A 17,961-nucleotide genomic window follows, 5' to 3' on the forward strand; every position below is an offset into this window, starting at 1 on the left:
TGGCAGTCGGGCGTCACGCAACCAGTCGCCTGGGGCCGTTGTGGGCAACGTCCGGACAGCTCCGGGCGCAGCGGGTCTGCTCAGAAGCGGGCGGAGTCGTAGTAGGCGCGGGTATGCGCGGTGTCCTGCATCTTGTCCGACGTCAGGTCAGGCTCGGCAGGGCCGGCTTCGGCCGCCGTGCCACTGGCCAGGGCAAGCGCGGCGGCGGGGGCCGAGGCGCTTGCCAGCTTGAGGAAATTGCGGCGCGAGGCCCTGGTTTCCTGGGTCATGAAAGTGTCTCCTTCCATGGGTTCCGGCAGTTGCCTGCCGCTCGAAAAGGGCAGGTTCCCCTGCCCGGCGTTGGTGTGCCTCACTCTGATCCGCCCAGGCGGAAGGCCTCGGCCTCGATCTCCATGAACAGCCGCCCGACAGTGCCGACGGGGGCGTAGAAGACCGAGTTCTTGGCGGCTTCGAGATCGGCGAAGAAGTGACCGGCCCAGGGGCCGATGTGCTTGTTGAAGAACTGCCGCTGGCGGTCCAGCGGGGCGGGCGGGCCAAAGCGGCCGACGATGATGGCGCCCATCATCTCCATCAGGCTGGCGATGTTGTCCTCGGGCTCGAACACGGTGTCGGCGCGTTCCAGCCCCAGCCGGGTCATGTCCTGCCGCAGCAGCGCCAGCGGCTTTTCGTTCAGGAACCCGGTGAGGTAGTACGAGGCATAGGGCAGCAGCTCGCCCCGGCCGAGGCCGATGAACAGCTTGTTGTACTCGGTCGCGGCGGTCTTGGGGCGGGTCACCTTGGCCAGCTTGGCCAGCGTGCCGATCGCCTGCCCCATCTCGCCCGCGTCGCCCGACAGCCCGGCCGTCTGGTCCAGCAACATGTCGTCCGGCGGGCCGGACAGCAGCAGGCCAAGAAAGTTGTAGAGATCGGCGCGGAGCCGGTCTTCTTCTGCAATGGGGCGGGTCTGGGCGGTTGCGGTCATCGGGTCCTTGTCGGTCATGAGGCGGCGTCGAAGCGGAACCGCATGCGGCGCGATGTGCTGGGCGCGGGCGGCGTGTCCTCGGCGTCGGTGTTTGCAGTCGGGGGTCCCGGCGCGGGGGCCGGGACGGGTGTCTCTTGTGCGGCCTGCAGTGCGGGGTCCGCCGCTTCGGCCAGGGCCTGCGCGTCCCGGACCTGGTCCGGGACCTCCGGCTCGGCTGCCCGCGCCGCGTCCTCCGCGGCCTTGGCGGCGTCCCGCTCGGCCTGCTCGGCGGCCTCCACGGCCTTGTCGAACATGCCCTTGCCCACCTTGTAGATGGTCTTCATGTTCGGGAGGACGGTCGCCTTGTCGGTGTAGTCGTTGCCGTAATCCACCAGCCCGTCGAGGTGCGAAAAGATCGGGTTCAGCCGCCACAACCGGCGCAGCGCGCGAGTGCGCAGGCGCTGCGGGATCACCGAGCGCAGCAGCGCCTGCACCTGTGCGCTGTCCTGAATCTCTTCCGGCGCGGGCAGGTTCAACTCGGCAAGGATCTCCTCGTCGGTGCGTTCCTCCAGCCGCTTTTCCTCGGCCCGCTTCTCCGCGGCCTCGCGGGCGTGGCGTTCGGCCTCCGTCTCGGCGGCGACGCCGGCGCGGCGGCGGGACCAGAAATCAGAGGAGCTGTCGCGGGTCATTGCAGGCGCCTCCGCCGCAGCGCCGGCGAGGCGTAGACATCCTCGGGCTTGCCGATGCGCGGATCGCCGATCCCGTCCTGCACGAGGTCGACCCGCAGCTTGTCCCGCTTGCGCTTGATGAAGACCTCTTCCTCGTGGAATTCCTCGACGAACTCGGCCACCCAGGCCAGCAGCGCGGGCGGCATCGGCACCTTTTCGATCATCTCCTCGCCGCTGTCGGCGTAGTCCTGCGCGTCGTAGGGCGACACGGTCACGGTCAGCACCTCAAGCGGGATGTCCTCCGCGTCGGTCTTGCGCAGCACGACATAGACGCTGGGCGTCTGGGAGCAGAGTTCATGCAGGTAGGCCTCGGTATCCGAGCCGTAGAGGTCCAGCGACAGCGTGGCGGCGTGGTACTCGGTCACCTCGCCTTCGCGGCGCATCTCGCGCCATTCGGCGGGTCCGGCACCGGGCAGCACGCCGGAGGCAGTCCAGACCCAACGGGCCCAGCGCGTGACGCCGGGCGCGCGGCGCAACACGACGCCGAGCGGCAGGTTTCGTTGCACCCTGATCTTTTGGCTCACTCCAGTCCTCCCTGATCCAAGTAAGGCGCAGGAAGACACCGCAAGGAAAGGGAAATTTCGTATACCGCGGCATCCCGGAGAGGTTCCGGACATTTTGGGCAGTCGTGCGCGGGACACGGGGCACGGATGGACGAATTGTCCAATCCGAGAGTTTCGCTCAAGAATCGGGAAAAACGCGTACGACCGAATCACGCAAGCGTGGGGTGGACCAAAGGCCAATGTCCCGCGACCCGGCGGCTTGGGATAAGTGGTTGTGGGCCGTTGCGAATCCTGTCTAGGGTCGGCACCGGATCAGCAGTCCAGAGCGCCGGACAGGTGTTCTCAGGGAGGAAAAGACCATGACCAAGTCATTGATAACATGTGACTGTCTGGGGACGCAGTCCATCGATTCCAAAGCCCTGTCCCGCACCACCGGGATGGACGTCCGCACGACCTGTACGGCACTCTGCACCACCCAGGCCGACCGCGCCGCAGCGGCGCTGCAAGGGGGTGACACAATTTTTTGCTGCGCCCAGGAATCACGTTTCTTCGAGTCGCTGGCCGAGGATCTGGGCGTCGAGTCCCCCCCGGTGCTGGACCTGCGCGACCGGGCCGGCTGGACCGCCGATGACCGGTCCACACTACCCAAAATGTCCGCCCTGATCGCGGAGGCGCTGCTGCCGGCCGCCCCGGAAAAGACGCTCGACGTGGTGTCCGAAGGGCTTTGCCTGGTCCTGGGCGCGCCCGAGGTGGCCCTGGCAGCGGCGGACCACCTGGCGACGCATCTGGGCGTGACGGTGCTGCTGCCCGAAGGGTCCGAAGTGCCCGACCGGCGCGACATCGACGTGATCACCGGCAAGCTGCGCCGCGCGTCCGGCGCTTTGGGTCAGTTCGAGGTGGTGATCGACCGCCTGCGGCAGGTCCAGCCCGGCGGGCGCGGCGGGCTGACGCTGACCGAGCCGCAGGATGGCGGCGTGTCGGACTGCGACATCCTGCTGGACCTGCGGGGCGCGACACCGCTGTTCCCGGCGCATGAAAAGCGCGAGGGCTACCTGCGCGCCGATCCGACCCACGCGCCCTCGGTCGCGGCGGCGGTGCTGGCCGCCTCTCACCTGATCGGCACCTTTGAAAAGCCGCTGTATGTCAGGACCGAGGCGCTGCTCTGCGCCCATTCGCGCGCCGAACAGACCGGCTGCACGCGCTGCCTGGACCTGTGCCCTACCGGGGCGATCACCTCGGCCGGGGATCATGTGACCGTCGATCCGATGGTCTGCGCGGGTTGCGGCGCCTGTTCGGCGGTCTGCCCCTCCGGCGCGATCAGCTACGACGCGCCGCCAGTCGACTTGACTTTCCGCCGGGTGCAGACACTGGCCAAGGCCTACCTGGACGCCGGCGGCACGGCCCCCCGGCTGCTGGTGCACGACGCGCACGGGGCCGAGATGATCAGCCTGTCGGCTCGCCACGGACGCGGATTGCCCGCCGACGTGATCCCGCTGGAGATGTCGGCCATCGGCGCCTTTGGCCATGCCGAGGCGGTGGCGGCGCTGGCGGCGGGCTTTGCCTCGGTCACGCTGCTGCCCGGTCCGGGCGCCGACCGCGACGCGCTGACAGCACAGGTGGCGCTGGCGCTGGCCATCGGCGGTCCAGACCGGATCCGCCTGCTCGACACGCCCGACCCGGACGCGATGTCCGACGCGCTCTACGATGAGACTGCCCCTGCCCCGGTCGCCGCCCCCGTGCGCCCGATGGGCACCCGGCGGCAGATCACCCGCCAGGCGGCGCGCGCGCTGCACGGACCCGAGGCGCAACTGCCCCTGCCCCAAGGCGCGCCCTACGGCGCGGTTCTGGTCGACACCGATGCCTGCACGCTGTGCCTGTCCTGCGTGTCGCTCTGCCCCTCGGGCGCGCTGGGCGACAACCCGGACAAGCCGCAGCTGCGTTTTCAGGAGGATGCCTGCCTGCAATGCGGCATCTGCGCGACGATCTGCCCGGAAAAGGCGATCACGCTGGAGCCGCGCCTCGACCTGACCGAAGCCGCACTGCGCCAGGAGGTGCTGAACGAGGAAGAGCCCTTTGCCTGCGTCGAATGCGGCGCGCTCTTTGCCTCGCGCTCGGCCGTCGAGCGGATCACCGAGAAGCTGTCGGCGCACGCGATGTTCCAGACGCCGGAAAAGCTGCGCATGTTGCAGATGTGCGAAAACTGCCGGGTGCAGGCGCAGGTTCTGTCCAAGGACAACCCCTTTGCCGGCGGCGAACGTCCGCGCATCCGCACGACCGAGGATTACCTGTCCAAGCGGCGGGATCACTGACCGTGACGACCGCCGCCCTACTGCCGCTTGAGCGGCGCGCCAAGATCGGCCGCGGGCATCGCGGCGACATAGGCGACAACCGCCTCGATCTCGTCCAGCGTCATCTCAACCGGGGCGATCGGCGGCGGCCGGTGCGGCGGGAATGGCGGCGTGACCCCCGACACGATGGTGAACGACGGATGCGGGTTCAGCGCATAGAAGGCGAAGAACCGATCCTCCCAGTCCGCCAGCGACCGCAGCACGGAAAAGCTGGGGGTCGAGCCGATGCCATAGCCCCGGCTGGCCTCATCGACGACATGGCAGCGGACGCATCTCGAGCGGCTCACCTTGTGGCCCAGTTCGGCGTCGCCGTCATAGGTGACGCTGACCACCTCGATGGTTTCGGGCGGCGGGCCGAACAGCGCCGCGCCCTCGGGCGTGTAGCTGACCACGGTGTTCAGGCCGATGTCGGAGGTCAGCCAGTCGGCCAGCTTCTGCACGCCCTCGGGGCCGCCCTCGGTCCGCGCCATGTGCCAGATCGTGTCGAGCCCGGCAAACAGCGGCGTGCCTTCGTCCCCCAGGCTGAGGTCCGCGCTGCCGGGATCGTCCACCAGCTCGACCCGGACGCGCGTCTTGAGCGTGAAGCGCGGGAGGATATGTTTCACCAGGCCGCTGTCCAAAAGGGCGGCAGGCGCGTACAGACGCACCGGGCGGTCCTGGGCTTCGGCAAGCGCCGGAGGGAGGGCAAGGCCGAGAGCCGCGGCTCCGGCAAGGATCGAAAGGCGCAAGGTCATGCGGGCATGCTAGGCCCGCGCGCGGCTTCGCGTCAATTGCAACGGGAGGGAGACGGAATGAGCGAAGATTTCAACATGTCCATGAGGAAGTTCCTCAAGCAGGTGGGCGTCACCTCGCAGCAGGCCATCGAAGAGGCCATGCGCGGGACGGACACGGCGGGCAAGAGCTATGCGGTCAAGGCGGTGATCACGATCCCCGAACTGGGGCTGAGCCACGAAGTGACCGGCGAGATCAAGGGGCAGGAATGACACAGACAACTCTTGGACGGGACATCATCCTCGACGTGCTGAAGACCGTCACCGACCCCGTCGGCGGCAGCGACATCGTTTCCAGCGGCGTGGTGCGGGCACTGAACGTGGACGGCGGCGCGGTGCGCTTTGTCATGGAGATCCCGCCGAAATACGCCGAGATCTACGGTCGCGTGAAGGCCGATGCCGAGGCCAAGCTGAAGGCGCTGGACGGCGTCGACAGCGTGTCGATCGTGCTGACCGGCCACGCGGACAAGGCGCCGCCCGACCTCGGGATGAAGAAGAAGGCCGATCCGCAGGGCCCGCAGCGCATCCCCGGCGTGAACCACATCATCGCCATCGCCTCGGGCAAGGGTGGCGTGGGCAAATCCACAGTATCGTCGAACCTCGCCTGTGCGCTGGCCGCGCAGGGACGGCGCGTGGGCCTGCTGGACGCCGATGTCTACGGCCCTTCGCAGCCGCGGATGCTGGGCGTGTCGGGTCGTCCCGCCTCGCCCGATGGCAAGACGATCCTGCCGCTGCGCAACCACGGCGTGACGATGATGTCGATTGGCCTGATGACCAACGAGGATCAGGCCGTGGTCTGGCGCGGGCCGATGCTGATGGGCGCGTTGCAGCAGATGCTGATGCAGGTGCAGTGGGGCGCGCTGGACGTGCTGCTGGTCGACCTGCCGCCGGGCACCGGCGACGTGCAGATGACCCTCAGCCAGAAGGCGCATGTGGACGGGGCGATCATCGTCTCGACGCCGCAGGACGTGGCGCTGCTGGACGCGCGCAAGGGCATCGACATGTTCAACCAGCTCAAGGTGCCGATCCTCGGCATGGTCGAGAACATGAGCACGCACATCTGCTCGAACTGCGGCCACGAGGAACACGTCTTTGGCCACGGCGGCGTGGCGGCGGAGGCGGCCAAGCTGGGCGTGCCGCTGCTGGCCGAGGTGCCGCTGGACCTGCAGATCCGCCTGGCTTCGGACGGCGGCGCGCCAATTGTCGTCACCCGGCCGGACGGCCCGCAGGCGCAGGCCTTCCACGCCATCGCCCGCGCGCTGGTGGCGCAGGGGGTGGCATGAACACGCCCGCCGGAACGCCGATGACCTTCCCGCCCGCGATGAGCGGCGAGGACGTGCACGGCGATCCCTTTGACGGCGCCGTGATGCGCGCGATCCGGGGCTGCGACGCGGGGCTGGTCTGCCACCGCGTCGCGGCCGACCGGATGGGCGCGGCGCTGGTCTTTACCCCCGAGGTGCCCCTGGCCAAGGCGATGGCCATGCTTCCACTCTGCGGTGTCGGGTTCCAGAATGCGCTGGGCGCGCTGGCCCCGCCGGAGGTGGCTGTGCACCTGGCCTGGGCCGGTGGCATCCTGATCAACGGTGCCGCCTGCGGCGCCTTCCGCGCCTGCGCCTCGACCCAGGATCCGGCGGCGGTGCCGGACTGGCTGGTGGTGGGCTTCGACCTGCCGCTGCTGCTGGCCGCCGTGCCGGGCAACGTCCCCGACCAGACCGCGCTGTATGAAGAGGGCTGCGCCGACGTCGACCCGCACCTGCTGATCGAGGCCTGGGCGCGGCACACGCTGAACTGGATCGCCCGCTGGGAAGACGAAGGCACCAAGCCGCTGCACGCCGAATGGCGCGGACTCGCGCATGGTATGGGCGAAACCGTGGTCGAGGACGGCCGCAGCGGCACTTTCCTCGGTGTCGACGAGGATTTCGGCATGTTGCTGCGCGACGCCCAGACCACGCACCTGATCCCCCTGACGACCCTGCTGGAGGAAGCGCCATGAAACTGGCCCGCGCCATCCACTTTGACGAAAGCGACCAACACGTCTTTGCCAGCCCCGCGCGCACCGGCGAATGGTGCATCCCGGGCGGCTTCGAGTTCTCCAACTGGACCGAGGGCGACCTGACCGGCAAGGCCCGGCAGGCCTTTGCCAACGGCTGGCTGGGTCTGGAGACCGGCGGGCGGGTGACCTTTGTCGCCGTCAGCCAGGCCGAACCCGCCGAGGTGCAGGCCCTGACGGACCTGCTGGCGCAGCACTTCGTGACCTACTACGGCGCCCCATCCGTCGAGGCCGCGCGCCCGGTGGCCGCCGAGGAAATCGCCCAGATGGCCGAGCTCTGCGCGGACCACGCGCCCAACACCCTGCTCACCGTCGCGCGCGAGCTGACCGATGCCGGCGCGCGCGAAGCCTTTCGCGTGATCGAGGCGTCGGACGCGGGGCTCGAGCAGTTCGCGATCCATGGGTCGCTTGACGACTGACCCCAGCGGCCGGCGCGTCGGCTCGGTCCGGCTGCGCCTGCTGGTGCTGGCGCTCGCGCCGATGACGGTGCTGATGCCCCTGCTGCTGGTGCTGGGGATGACGCGCTGGACCGCCGACTATGACGCGCTGCTGATCGCCAACGTCGACTCCGACCTGCGCATCGCCGAGCAGTACCTGGCCCGCATCATGACCACCACAGGCGACGAACTGACCGGCGTCGCCGAAAGCGCCGAGTTCCTGCGCGTGCTGTCCGACAACGGCCCGGCGCTGGACCGCTACCTGTCGGACAAGCGCGCGGCGCTGGCGCTCGACTTCCTGTTCTTCCTGACCGAGGACGCGGCACTGGGCGATGCCTCGCGCTGGCCGGTCGTGGTGGCGGGGCTGGACGGCAAACCGGCGACCGAGATCGACATCTTTTCCGCCGCCGACCTGGCCGAACTGCCCGGCGACCTGGCCGAACGCGCCCGCATCCCGCTGATCCCGACCGAGGCGGCCGTGCCGACCGACCGCACCGTCGAGGACCGCGGCATGGTGGTGCATTCGGCCGCGCCGGTGCGGCTGAACGGCCATGCCGGTGTGCTGGTGGGGGGAATCCTGCTGAACCGCAACCTGCAATTCATCGACACCATCAACGCGCTGGTCTACCTCAACGCCGTCACCGGGGGCGAACGGCAGGGCACCGCGACGCTGTTTCTGGACGACGTGCGGGTGTCGACCAACGTGCGCCTGTTCGAGGACGTCCGCGCCCTGGGCACGCGGGTCTCGGCGGTGGTGCGGCAGGCGGTGCTGGGCGACGGGCAGACCTGGCTGGACCGCGCCTTTGTCGTCAACGACTGGTATATCTCAGGCTACATGCCGGTGACCGACAGCTTTGGTCAGCGGGTGGGGATGCTCTACGTCGGCTTTCTCGAGGCGCCCTTCACCGCGGCGAAACGCGAGGCGATGCTGTGGATGCTGGCCGCCTTTGCCGCCGTCATGCTGCTGTCGGTGCCGCTGTTCTTTCGTCTCGCACGCGGGATCTTTGCGCCCTTGGAGCGGATCACCCGGACCATGCGGCAGGTCGGCGCGGGCGATCTGTCCGCGCGCTACGGCGATGTCGGCGCGCGGGACGAGATCGGCCAGGTGGCGGCGCATCTCGATGACCTGCTGGGCCAGGTGCAGGACCGCGACGTCCGCCTGCGCGCCTGGGCCGAAGAGCTGAACCAGCGCGTCGAGGAGCGCACCAGCGAATTGCGCGAGGCCAACGCCAAGCTGGAAGCCACCTATCGCCAGTTGGTGATGAACGAGAAACTCGCCTCGATCGGCGAGATCACCGCCGGCGTCGCGCATGAGATCAACAACCCGGTGGCGGTGATCCAGGGCAATGTCGACGTGATCCGCGAGGCGCTGGGCGACAAGGCCGAGCCGATCAGGACCGAGCTGGACCTGATCGACCGGCAGGTCGCACGGATCGACGCCATGGTCGGCAAGCTGCTGCAATTCGCCCGGCCCAGCGAGTTCCACAGCTACGACGGCGCCGTCCCGCTGGCGCCGCTGATCGAGGATTGCCTGCTGCTGGTCGAACACGTCCTGTCCAAGAGCGCCATCACCGTCGAGACGCGGCTGCACGAGGCGCCCGAGGTGCGCGCCGACCCCGGCGAGATGCAGCAGGTCGTGATCAACCTGGTGATGAACGCGGCGCAGGCCATGGGGCACGACGGGCGCCTGGTCCTGACCCTGACGGCCGAGACGCGCGACGGCCGCCCCGGCGCCTGCCTGACGGTGCAGGACAACGGCCCGGGCCTGCCCGAGGGGCTGGAGGACACGGTGTTCGACCCCTTCTTCACCACGCGGCAGGGCGAAGGCACCGGGCTGGGGCTGTCGATCTCGCAGACGCTGGTGCAGCGGGTGGGCGGGCTGATCACCGCCGGCAATGCGCCCGAGGGCGGCGCATGGTTCCGGGTCTGGCTGCCGGCGGCGTGAGCGTCTTCCGGTCTCTTGGCAGCGCGTGACACACCAGGGGTCACACGCTTTGCCCTGACCCAATGTGCCGCTCCGACATCCACAGACCTGGCGCGGGCACCGGCCCTGGCCGCGCCCGACACCTTCCCTGCTCCCGCCCCCTACCGCATCGTCCGCAATACGCGCCGCGTCGCCGCCACCATCGGCGCGTGCGTGTCGCGCAGGATCTGCACCCGGTCAAAGCGGTCCGGATCGGCGTTCACCGCCTTCCGCAGGGCCGCGCCAAAGGCCATGCGCAGCTCGGTCCCGATGTTGAACTTGCAGATGTGCGAGCCGCGCGCCAGCGCGCGGCGCTGCGCCTCGGGCACGCCCGAACCGCCGTGGATCACCAGCGGCACGTCGGTCAGCGCCTCGATGTCGCGGATGCGCGCCTCGTCCAGCCCGGCCCCCTGCCCCTGTTGCAGGTGCAGGTTGCCGACCGAGACCGCCATGGCATCCACCCCGGTCTCACGGGCAAAGCGCGCCGCCTCGTCCGGGTCCGTCCCGGCCGAGGCCTCGCCGCCGGAATAGCCGACAAAGCCGATCTCGCCCTCGCAGGACACCCCCGCCGCATGGGCCATGGCGGTTATCGCCGCCGTCTCGTCGATGTTCTGCGCCAGGGGCTTGCGCGAGCCGTCGTACATCACCGAAGTGAATCCGCAGTCGATCGCCTCGCGGCACTCCGCAGCGCTGTGGCCATGGTCGAGATGCGCCACCACCGGCACCGACGCCCCTTCGCCCAGGTGCCGGAACATCGCCGCCAGCACCGGCAGGGGCGTATTTTCACGGCAGGACGGACCGGCCTGGAGGATCACCGGCACGCGCTCTTCTTCGGCCGCCTCGACAAAGGCGCGCATGTCCTCCCAGCCCAGCGTCACCAGCCCCGCCACCGCGTAGCCGCCGCTCAGGGCCGGTTGCAGCACCTGTGCCAGCGTCACGAGGCTCATTTGAACTTGGCCACCATGTCGAGGATCCCGGGGATCGTGTGCAGCTGTTCGGCGTGGGTCGGCTGGAAATACTGCTTGAGCGAGCGTTGGCCGAGACCGCCGAGGATGGTGAAATAATACATCTCGTAGCCCGGCATCACCACGCAGGGGTGATAGCCCGAGCGCAGGCACATCGTCGAGCCGTCGACCACGTGGTAAGCCTCGCCCACCGCGTCGCCCTCCTGCTGCAACAGCTGCATGCCGGACCCCTTGGAGGGGCGAAAGCGGTAGTTGTAGGTCTCGTCATGCCGGGTCTCGTCCGGCAGGCGGTCGGTGTCGTGCTTGTGGCTGGGAAATCCGGACCAGCCGCCCTGCCCCACGGTGTACAGCTCGCTCACCAGCAGGCGGCCCACCTTGCCGTGCTGCTTCTGCCCCAGGATGTGCTTGATCTTGCGGTGCGTCTTGGTGTCGTCCGAGCCGTACTGCACCAGGTCGATGTCGTCGCCGCGCACGTCGAAGGGCTCCAGCACCTGGTCGAACTTCGCCCCGGCGACAAAGACCTCGGTCGCCTCGCTGACGCAGGTGATCCGCACCCGGGCGCCCACGGGCACATAGACGCCCTCCGGCTCGCCGTCCCAGACGTCGACACCCCGGTTGCCCACGGCAGGGAATGTCGCGCCGTCCACGTCCACGTCCACCGTCCCGGTGGCGGGCACGACGCAGGTCTCGTAGCTCGGCACGGCGTAGTCGAAATGCTCGCCCCGCGTCAGCTTTACGATGTTGAAATAGGTCAGCGGGACCAGCGCGTCCTCGGCATCGACGATGGGCTTGTTGGCGTTGTCATAGGGGGGGATGTGCATGGCGCGGTCCTTTCAGGGTAAGGTGGGGCCGGGATGGGTGGCAAGGAAGGTCTCGAGCTCGGGCAGGGTCGGCATGGCGGGGGCGCAGCCGGGCCGCGAGACGACGATGGAGGCGCAGGCCGAGCCGCGCAGTACCGCGTTGCGCCAGTCGTGCCCCGCCGCGAGCGCAGCCAGCAAACCAGATAGGAAACTGTCGCCCGCGCCGACCGGCTTCAGCGCCGTGACCGGGTAGATGCCGGTGCGGATCTCTTGCCCCCCGGCCAGCGTGATCGCCCCCAGCGGACCCATCTTGTAGATCACCACGCGGCCCGGACGGGCGGCCAGCTCACGCGCCTTGTCCAGCCCCTTGTCGAGACTACCGGCCATGAAGCCGAACTCCTCGTCGTTGCCGACGATCAGGTCGCTGGCCTCGCCTGCGCGGGTCAGCACGTCCGAGGCGACATGCGCAGAGGGCCAGGAATAGGGGCGATAGTCGATGTCGAAGATCACCGGCAGACCGGCGGCGCGCGCCAGGTCAAAGGCGCGAAAGGTGGCGCTGCGCGATGGTTCAGACGCCAGCACCGTCCCGGCGGTGATCATCGCGCCGAACTGCGCGTAGTCCACCCCCTCGACGTCCGCCTCGGTCACCTGGAAATCGGCCGCGCCGTTTCGGTAGATGACGTTCTGGAAATTCTCGGACCGGCTCTCGTAGACCGCCAGCGAGGTGCGGTATTCGCCGCCCACCGCGCGCACATGGCGGGTGTCGACCCCGTAACCGCGCAGCTTGCTGCAGCAGAACCGCCCCACCGCGTCGTCCGACACCGAGGAGACCAGTGCCGCCCGGCTGCCCAGCTTGGCCAGCCCGACACAGACATTGGCCGAAGAGCCGCCGATGTCGGCCTGGAAGGTGTCGGCCTCCTCGCTCCTGACCCCGGCCGGCGTGGCGAAGAGATCCATGCCCACCCGCCCGAAGACCGCGAACCGGTTGGCGGCGATGCCGTCCATGAGTGTCGTCATGCCGGTGGTCTCCTCTTTTCACCCTGTCGCGCGGGCGGCCGGATGGCGGCGGCGGTGCGCCCCTGACGATAGCCTCTTTGCAACCGGTTGCAAAGCCGTATGCGGCCACGACGGGTCACCCGGGGCGCAGCGTGCCGCGCTCGATGACCGAGCAGGCAAAGATCCGCGTCTCGGGGCAGCGCGCGGGATCGTCCAGCGTGGCGACCATCAACTCGATCGTCGAGGCGACGATCTGCGGGATCGGCTGGCGGATGGTGGTGAGGTCGATGTTGCCCCAGCGTGCCATGTCCATGTCGTTCAGCCCGAGGAGGCCGATGTCGGCGGGACAGGACAGCCCCGCCTCCGCGACGGCCGACAGCGCGCCGATGGACAGCACGTCATCGCCGCAAAAATAGGCCTCGGCCCGGGACCCCGCCAGCAGGCGCCGCATCTCCTGCCGCCCGGCATCGTAGGAATAGGCGCTGGAAAAGGAAAAGCTGGCCTCGACACCATGATGGGCCGCTTCGGCCAGGAAACCGGCCAGCCGGTCCTGGGTCGAACTCGCCGCCTCCGGCCCGCCGAGAAACCCGATCCGCCGGTAGCCCCGCGCGATCAGACAGCGCGCCGCCATGCGCCCCGCCTCGGCGTTGTCGATGCCGACAACATGCACCTGCGGCGTCGCACTGACCCGGCCAAAGGCGTGCACCACGGGCACGCCAGCTTCGCGGAACGCCCCGGCAAAACCCGACGGCAGGGTCGATGAGGCGACGACCACCCCATCCACCGAGTACTGCCGCAGCATCCGCACCGAGGCTTCGGGATCGGTCCCGTCCGACAGGTTGACCAGCAGCGGCCGCAAACCGCGGTCCTGCAAACCGCGGGTGAACAGGTCAAAGATCTCCAGGAAGATCGGGTTGTGAAAGTTGTTCGACACGAGGCCCACCAGCCGGGTCCGCCCGGTGGTCAGCGACGAGGCCAGCGCGTTGGGCCGGTAATCCAGTTCGCGCGCGGCCTTTTCCACCTTGCGCCGCATCGCGGCCGAGACGGAGGCCCCGGCGGTAAAGGTGCGCGACACCGCCGAGCGGGATACGCCCGCGCGTTCCGCAACATCCTTGAGGGTCACCGCCATGGCTGGGGCCTCTTCCACCTGCGCCCGGCCCCGTGCCGGACCGCGGCGCCGCGAGTGTGGCAAGCACCGTTGACTTTTGCAACCGGGTGCAACGCAGTCCGCGTGCCTTGTCTGCCGAACCCGCCCCGTCGGCAGGATTTTTTTCGCCCCTTTCGTTGACAACGCCAAGAAACCCGCCGCCGCTTGCGTCATACTGGTCACGAGGCGACCCAGCGGCCGCCGCCCAATTCCAAGGAGCCATCCACCATGACCAAATCCATTTTCCTGCCCGCCCTTCTCGCCTCCACCTTCCTGACCTCCGCCGCCTTTGCCGCGCCGCAGATCACCCGCGTCGAGCTGGGCCAGGCCGGCATCGCCCGCTACACCTTTGTCGCGCCGACCGAGGGCAACACCCTGTCCTTCGACGTGCCGATGCGCGATTCCGACGATGTGCTGGCCTCCCTCGTGGTGCGCGACCCGGCGGGCGGCGTCGTCGACCTGCAAACCGACACCCCCGGCAGCAGCCTTGCCGCGCTGGCCGACACGATCTTTGCCGGTGGCGTGCCGCGCACCACCGAGGACCTGCTGCGCGCGATGACCGGCGAGACGCTGGAAGTCACCACCGCGCGCGGCGCCTATTCCGGCCGCGTCATGGGCGTGTCGCAGACCACGGTCGTCGAGGACGGCGCCGATGTGCCCCGCACCGCCGTGCTGATGCTGACCGCCGACGGCGTGCAGGACATCGTCCTGACCCCCGGCGCGCAGGTCACCTTTTCCGAGGCGGTCGCCGCCCAGCTGGCCAGCGCCATGGACGCCGACCGCCGCGACAGCCGCAGCCGCCGCTTTGACCTGACGCTGGAGGCCGGCACCGCGCGCGACGTGGAACTGTCCTACGTGACCGAGGTCGCGGCATGGAAGAACTCGTGGCGCCTGCTGCTGGACGAAGGCCGCTTTCAGGGCTGGGCCACGGTCGAGAACGTGTCCGGGCAGGATTGGGGCGACGTGGCGCTGACCTTGACCACCGGCGCGCCCGTGGCCTACCGGCGAGCGCTGATCGACCCGCTGTATATCGCGCGCAACGATCCGCCCTCGGGCCCGCGCCCGATCACCGTCACCGCCGACAGCGGCGTCATGGCCCGCACGGCCCTGGCCGCGCCGATGTTCAAGGCCACGCCGATGGCCGAAAGCATGGACGCGATGATGCCCGCCCCCTCGGGCACCGCCCTTGCCGGCGAGGCGATGACCGGCGCCGGCATCCTGCGCTATGCCATGCCGCAGCCGGTGGACCTGGAGGCCGGGCGCACCGCCAACCTGATGTACCTCGACATGCCGATCGAGCCGCAGGTCCGCGCGCTCTACCGCCCGCTTTCCACCGGCGACGGTGTCTTTCTCGCGGTGTCGCTGCATGCCGACCAGTCGCTGGCGCAGGGGCTGGTGTCGGTGCAGGATCGCAACGGCTTTGTCGGTGACGCGCCGTTCAACGGGATGATGGCCGGGCAAAGCCGCCTGCTGCCCTTCGCCGCCGCCACCGGCGCGCAGGTCCTGACCGACCGCCGCGACACCCGCCGCGTCGCGGGCATGATCTCGGACGGGCAGACCGTGACGGTGGACCTCGTGACGCTGCGCACGACCCGCTACGACGCGACAGTGCCCGAAGAGGCCGAGCTGTTCTCGGTCGAGCATCCCGACGGTTTTGGCGAGCTGGACAACGCACCCGGCACGGTGGAACGCGGCGAGGGCTTCCTGCGCGTGACCGTCCCGGCCGAGGCAGGCGTGGCGACGCTGGCGGTGGTGGAACGCGCGCAGAGCGGCTGGCAGATGCGGCTCGACTCGCAGGATTTCGAGCGGCTGGTGCTGGATGTCCGGTCAGGCCGGATCGAGGTGGCGCAGCCGCTGGTCGAGACCTTTGCCAAGGCGCACGACCTGTTGCGCCGCGCCCGTGCCACCGCGGACGAGATCGACGCCCTCTCCACCCGCCAGTCCGAGCTGATGTCGGAACAGTCGCGCCTGCGCGCCAACCTGGACGCTGTCGAGCAGGACGCGCTGCGCACCCGCTACCTCGACGCGCTCGACAGCACCGAAACGGAGATCGCCGCCACCTCGGACCGGCTCGCCACCCTGCGCGCCGAGGCGAGGGCGGCGGGTGAAGCGCTGTCGGCGCTGTTCGACCCGAAGTGAGGGGAATTGGCGCACCCGAGACGTGTTATGTTCCCGCTGCAGGCACCGCCTCAGCTTTATCTCAGGTGACCTGCCGCCCGCTGGTCCCTCAGTCATAACGAGAGGCTGCAGGTTGGATTTTGGTATTCGGCTTCCCCGTCTGGCGCAAGCGCGCCGGGCGCGGAGCCCTCACATTGCTCAAGCGTCCGGCGCGCTTGCTGCGGCGTCTGGTTGGCCAGGGACGAGTGCGGTCTGACCGCATTGTCGTCGTAACGCCAGAGGGCCAGCTTGCGCCGTGCGTCATCCAGACTGTCGAAGATCTCCTCGTTCAGGAGTTCGTCCCTGAGGCTGCCGTTGAAGCCTTCTACGAAAGCGTTTTGCTGCGGCTTGCCCGGATCGATGTAGTGCCATGGCACGGTGTTCTCGTCTGCCCATTTCAGGGTCGCCCGACTGGTGAACTCGGTTCCATTGTCGCTGACAATGCAGCCGGGCTTGCCGTAGACCCGGATCAAGGCGCTGAGCTCCCGAGCGACCCGTGTTCCGGACAGGCTGGTGTCCGCCACGAGGCACAAACACTCCCGCGTGCAGTCGTCGATCACCGCCAAGATCCGGAGCTTCCGCGAGGCACCGAAGCTGTCGTACACGAAGTCCAACGACCAGCGCGCGTTGACACACGCAGCCGATGGCATTGGTGTCCTCGTGCCGAGCGCCCGTTTCCGGCCTCGCCGCCGCTTCACGGACAGCCCTTCTTCCCGATAGATCCGGTAGAGTTTCTCGTGGTTCATGATCATGCCCTTGCGTTCCAGCAGCACGCCGATCCGGCGGTAGCCGAACCTGCGCCGCTTGCCGGCGATCTCCTGTATCTCCTTGCGGATTTCGGCACTATCCGGCGGGCGATCGCGCCGGACAGTCTTCGGGTCGACACCAACTAGGCGACACAGAACCTGCGTGCTTCGATGCCATCGCGTTTCCACCCGAGGAAGGTGATAAGCACAGGGTTCGGGTTCTGATCGTACAGGTAGACTGCGCGTGTGCAGTTGGCATAGTCATTGGTGCCGCGCGTGGTGTTCGGCACGAAGTTGACGCCAGTGGTGCCCCACTCGGCCAACTCCCTGTCGGTAGCCGAGCACATGACAGTCTGTTTGGTTGCTCGTCCGAACAGTCGGGTGTGCTTGGACAACCTGCCGCTGGCTGGCTTCTCGCCTGTGCGGCTCGAATACCAGTTCATTCGCGCGCAGGTCAGCATGACGTCCGTCAAATCTATTGTGGACAGTTCGTCCTTTTAGAATCGCCGCAGCTTCCACCCCACTTGCCTGCACAACTCCGCGCTCTTGAAGCCTTTGAGTTGCCCGGAATGGTTCCAAGGCTGACACTACAATTCCGGGATGGACTTGACGGTGAGAGCGTTGGCCACGTCCCTCCTCCATTCCGCTTCGGTAGACCCTGTAGAGCTTCTTGTGGTTCATGCTCATGCCCTTGCGTTCCAGCAGCACGCCGATCCGGCGATAGCCGAACCGACGTCGCTTGCCGGCGATCTCCTGCATCTCCTTGCGGATCTCGGTGCAATCCGGCGGGCGTCCACCTCAGAGAGGAACGGAACGACTGTGATGTACTTCTCCCGCTTGTCGAAGCTACGGATAATACTTGTGGATTTGCCGTATCCACAGGGACGGTCTGTAATGGTGATATGGGCCAAATCGGGCCTCCTGTACTGTACGCCGCCCATCAGGCGGACTTGAGATTGGGAAGGGGGAAACGCCCACGAATGCAGGCGGATCGACGCCGCTACGAGTCTTCCGAATGTCCAGCGGGGACGGGTAAGACCAGAGTCGGCAGGTCGGGCTATATCGGAGGGACCGCTCTAGATAAGCTGTGACTTTCCTTTTCAGGATTCCGATTTTTATCTCTTATAACCAATGCCCTACGGGACACCCACTCCACTCACAACGGAGCGCGACCAAAGCACACCGCTTGCCTTGGACAATCCGTCATCAGGTACACGGCAATGTTGTCTTTGAGATGAGGGGTTAAGCGCAACCTAGGGTCAGGACCCATTGATCGGCGAGCGGGGGCGTGATTCACTGCTGCAAAAAGCGAGCGGTGACATGAGTGATCTCTTCTGGCTGACCCACTGCCCGGCAGTGCATTGCGCAGCAATGTCACGAGAGGGGATGCGCAGATGGCGCGTCTGGAGCC

General features: G+C 68.1%; 17 protein-coding genes and 2 pseudogenes. 7 read left to right on the forward strand and 12 right to left on the reverse strand.

Annotated features, from left to right (window positions below; all coding sequences use genetic code 11):
- Nucleotides 1-80: 80 nt before the first annotated feature.
- From MAA8898_RS23945 to MAA8898_RS23960, 4 genes are all read right to left on the reverse strand, one after another.
- A complete protein-coding gene (locus MAA8898_RS23945) occupies nt 81-269 on the reverse strand; it encodes a twin-arginine translocation signal domain-containing protein (protein ID WP_094023546.1) in 189 nt (62 codons plus the stop codon).
- Between the two features lie 80 nt (nt 270-349).
- On the reverse strand, nt 350-961 hold the full coding sequence (locus tag MAA8898_RS23950) for a TorD/DmsD family molecular chaperone (RefSeq protein WP_094023567.1): 612 nt from the start codon (nt 959-961) through the stop codon (nt 350-352).
- A 14-nt stretch (nt 962-975) separates the two neighbouring features.
- Complete coding sequence (locus MAA8898_RS23955; RefSeq protein ID WP_094023547.1) at nt 976-1,629, reverse strand: DUF3306 domain-containing protein; 654 nt, start codon at nt 1,627-1,629, stop codon at nt 976-978.
- Nucleotides 1,626-2,162: a DUF3305 domain-containing protein gene (locus MAA8898_RS23960; RefSeq protein ID WP_094023568.1), complete on the reverse strand. Its 537-nt coding sequence runs from the start codon at nt 2,160-2,162 to the stop codon at nt 1,626-1,628. The genes MAA8898_RS23955 and MAA8898_RS23960 overlap by 4 nt, the downstream gene beginning before the upstream one ends.
- A gap of 368 nt (nt 2,163-2,530) precedes the next feature.
- Between MAA8898_RS23960 and MAA8898_RS23965 the strand changes: the two genes are divergently transcribed.
- On the forward strand, nt 2,531-4,480 hold the full coding sequence (locus tag MAA8898_RS23965) for a 4Fe-4S binding protein (RefSeq protein ID WP_094023548.1): 1,950 nt from the start codon (nt 2,531-2,533) through the stop codon (nt 4,478-4,480).
- Nucleotides 4,481-4,497: 17 nt separating this feature from the next.
- Here MAA8898_RS23965 and MAA8898_RS23970 read toward each other — a convergent pair whose 3' ends face one another.
- Entirely contained in the window at nt 4,498-5,253 is a 756-nt protein-coding gene (locus MAA8898_RS23970; protein WP_094023549.1) for a c-type cytochrome, read from the reverse strand.
- Nucleotides 5,254-5,310: 57 nt separating this feature from the next.
- Between MAA8898_RS23970 and MAA8898_RS23975 the strand changes: the two genes are divergently transcribed.
- From MAA8898_RS23975 to MAA8898_RS23995, 5 genes are read left to right on the forward strand one after another with little or no spacing between them, the layout of a single operon-like run.
- Nucleotides 5,311-5,502, forward strand: coding sequence for a DUF6494 family protein (locus MAA8898_RS23975; RefSeq protein ID WP_094023550.1), 192 nt, complete (start codon nt 5,311-5,313; stop codon nt 5,500-5,502).
- A complete protein-coding gene (locus MAA8898_RS23980; RefSeq protein WP_094023551.1) occupies nt 5,499-6,572 on the forward strand; it encodes an Mrp/NBP35 family ATP-binding protein in 1,074 nt (357 codons plus the stop codon). Before MAA8898_RS23975 ends, MAA8898_RS23980 begins: the two co-directional genes overlap by 4 nt.
- Complete coding sequence (locus MAA8898_RS23985) at nt 6,569-7,282, forward strand: biotin/lipoate--protein ligase family protein (RefSeq protein WP_094023552.1); 714 nt, start codon at nt 6,569-6,571, stop codon at nt 7,280-7,282. The genes MAA8898_RS23980 and MAA8898_RS23985 overlap by 4 nt, the downstream gene beginning before the upstream one ends.
- Nucleotides 7,279-7,758 (forward strand): DUF6505 family protein, encoded by a 480-nt coding sequence (locus MAA8898_RS23990; RefSeq protein WP_094023569.1) that lies wholly within the window; start codon nt 7,279-7,281, stop codon nt 7,756-7,758. Before MAA8898_RS23985 ends, MAA8898_RS23990 begins: the two co-directional genes overlap by 4 nt.
- On the forward strand, nt 7,739-9,721 hold the full coding sequence (locus MAA8898_RS23995; protein ID WP_094023553.1) for a sensor histidine kinase: 1,983 nt from the start codon (nt 7,739-7,741) through the stop codon (nt 9,719-9,721). Before MAA8898_RS23990 ends, MAA8898_RS23995 begins: the two co-directional genes overlap by 20 nt.
- A 140-nt stretch (nt 9,722-9,861) precedes the next feature.
- Here MAA8898_RS23995 and MAA8898_RS24000 read toward each other — a convergent pair whose 3' ends face one another.
- From MAA8898_RS24000 to MAA8898_RS24015, 4 genes are all read right to left on the reverse strand, one after another.
- Nucleotides 9,862-10,686 carry a class II fructose-bisphosphate aldolase gene (locus tag MAA8898_RS24000; protein WP_094023554.1) on the reverse strand — a complete coding sequence of 275 codons (825 nt, stop codon included), beginning with the start codon at nt 10,684-10,686 and terminating at the stop codon, nt 9,862-9,864.
- Nucleotides 10,683-11,525, reverse strand: a complete 843-nt coding sequence (locus MAA8898_RS24005) for a 5-deoxy-glucuronate isomerase (protein ID WP_094023555.1) — start codon at nt 11,523-11,525, stop codon at nt 10,683-10,685. The genes MAA8898_RS24000 and MAA8898_RS24005 overlap by 4 nt, the downstream gene beginning before the upstream one ends.
- Before the next feature lie 12 nt (nt 11,526-11,537).
- Nucleotides 11,538-12,521, reverse strand: a complete 984-nt coding sequence (iolC, locus tag MAA8898_RS24010; protein WP_094023556.1) for a 5-dehydro-2-deoxygluconokinase — start codon at nt 12,519-12,521, stop codon at nt 11,538-11,540.
- 115 nt (nt 12,522-12,636) lie between these two features.
- Nucleotides 12,637-13,629: a LacI family DNA-binding transcriptional regulator gene (locus tag MAA8898_RS24015; protein ID WP_094023557.1), complete on the reverse strand. Its 993-nt coding sequence runs from the start codon at nt 13,627-13,629 to the stop codon at nt 12,637-12,639.
- 246 nt (nt 13,630-13,875) lie between these two features.
- On the opposite strand from MAA8898_RS24015, the gene MAA8898_RS24020 reads away from it, so the two are divergent.
- Complete coding sequence (locus tag MAA8898_RS24020; RefSeq protein ID WP_094023558.1) at nt 13,876-15,786, forward strand: hypothetical protein; 1,911 nt, start codon at nt 13,876-13,878, stop codon at nt 15,784-15,786.
- A gap of 92 nt (nt 15,787-15,878) precedes the next feature.
- On the opposite strand, the pseudogene MAA8898_RS24025 reads toward MAA8898_RS24020, so the two are convergent.
- The 3 genes and pseudogenes from MAA8898_RS24025 to MAA8898_RS26015 form a co-directional block, all read right to left on the reverse strand.
- A pseudogene (locus tag MAA8898_RS24025) lies at nt 15,879-16,703 on the reverse strand (IS3 family transposase); the annotation flags it as partial.
- A complete protein-coding gene (locus tag MAA8898_RS26010; protein WP_503100498.1) occupies nt 16,694-17,011 on the reverse strand; it encodes a YonV C-terminus-related protein in 318 nt (105 codons plus the stop codon). The pseudogene MAA8898_RS24025 and the gene MAA8898_RS26010, both read right to left, overlap by 10 nt.
- A gap of 187 nt (nt 17,012-17,198) precedes the next feature.
- Nucleotides 17,199-17,342, reverse strand: a pseudogene (locus MAA8898_RS26015) (IS3 family transposase); the annotation flags it as partial.
- Nucleotides 17,343-17,961: the final 619 nt, after the last annotated feature.

Origin of the sequence: Antarctobacter aquimaris, assembly GCF_900184945.1 — a bacterium.
In the GTDB taxonomy this organism is placed as follows: domain Bacteria; phylum Pseudomonadota; class Alphaproteobacteria; order Rhodobacterales; family Rhodobacteraceae; genus Maliponia; species Maliponia aquimaris.

What these genes read in the sequence shown, in the direction of transcription:
- MAA8898_RS23945 (WP_094023546.1), bottom strand. Translation starts at nt 269, where the DNA reads ATGACCCAGGAAACCAGGGCCTCGCGCCGCAATTTCCTCAAGCTGGCA.
- MAA8898_RS23950 (WP_094023567.1), bottom strand. Translation starts at nt 961, where the DNA reads ATGACCGCAACCGCCCAGACCCGCCCCATTGCAGAAGAAGACCGGCTC.
- MAA8898_RS23955 (WP_094023547.1), bottom strand. Translation starts at nt 1,629, where the DNA reads ATGACCCGCGACAGCTCCTCTGATTTCTGGTCCCGCCGCCGCGCCGGC.
- MAA8898_RS23965 (WP_094023548.1), top strand. Translation starts at nt 2,531, where the DNA reads ATGACCAAGTCATTGATAACATGTGACTGTCTGGGGACGCAGTCCATC.
- MAA8898_RS23970 (WP_094023549.1), bottom strand. Translation starts at nt 5,253, where the DNA reads ATGACCTTGCGCCTTTCGATCCTTGCCGGAGCCGCGGCTCTCGGCCTT.
- MAA8898_RS23975 (WP_094023550.1), top strand. Translation starts at nt 5,311, where the DNA reads ATGAGCGAAGATTTCAACATGTCCATGAGGAAGTTCCTCAAGCAGGTG.
- MAA8898_RS23980 (WP_094023551.1), top strand. Translation starts at nt 5,499, where the DNA reads ATGACACAGACAACTCTTGGACGGGACATCATCCTCGACGTGCTGAAG.
- MAA8898_RS23985 (WP_094023552.1), top strand. Translation starts at nt 6,569, where the DNA reads ATGAACACGCCCGCCGGAACGCCGATGACCTTCCCGCCCGCGATGAGC.
- MAA8898_RS23990 (WP_094023569.1), top strand. Translation starts at nt 7,279, where the DNA reads ATGAAACTGGCCCGCGCCATCCACTTTGACGAAAGCGACCAACACGTC.
- MAA8898_RS23995 (WP_094023553.1), top strand. Translation starts at nt 7,739, where the DNA reads ATGGGTCGCTTGACGACTGACCCCAGCGGCCGGCGCGTCGGCTCGGTC.
- MAA8898_RS24000 (WP_094023554.1), bottom strand. Translation starts at nt 10,686, where the DNA reads ATGAGCCTCGTGACGCTGGCACAGGTGCTGCAACCGGCCCTGAGCGGC.
- MAA8898_RS24005 (WP_094023555.1), bottom strand. Translation starts at nt 11,525, where the DNA reads ATGCACATCCCCCCCTATGACAACGCCAACAAGCCCATCGTCGATGCC.
- iolC (WP_094023556.1), bottom strand. Translation starts at nt 12,521, where the DNA reads ATGACGACACTCATGGACGGCATCGCCGCCAACCGGTTCGCGGTCTTC.
- MAA8898_RS24015 (WP_094023557.1), bottom strand. Translation starts at nt 13,629, where the DNA reads ATGGCGGTGACCCTCAAGGATGTTGCGGAACGCGCGGGCGTATCCCGC.
- MAA8898_RS24020 (WP_094023558.1), top strand. Translation starts at nt 13,876, where the DNA reads ATGACCAAATCCATTTTCCTGCCCGCCCTTCTCGCCTCCACCTTCCTG.
- MAA8898_RS26010 (WP_503100498.1), bottom strand. Translation starts at nt 17,011, where the DNA reads ATGCTGACCTGCGCGCGAATGAACTGGTATTCGAGCCGCACAGGCGAG.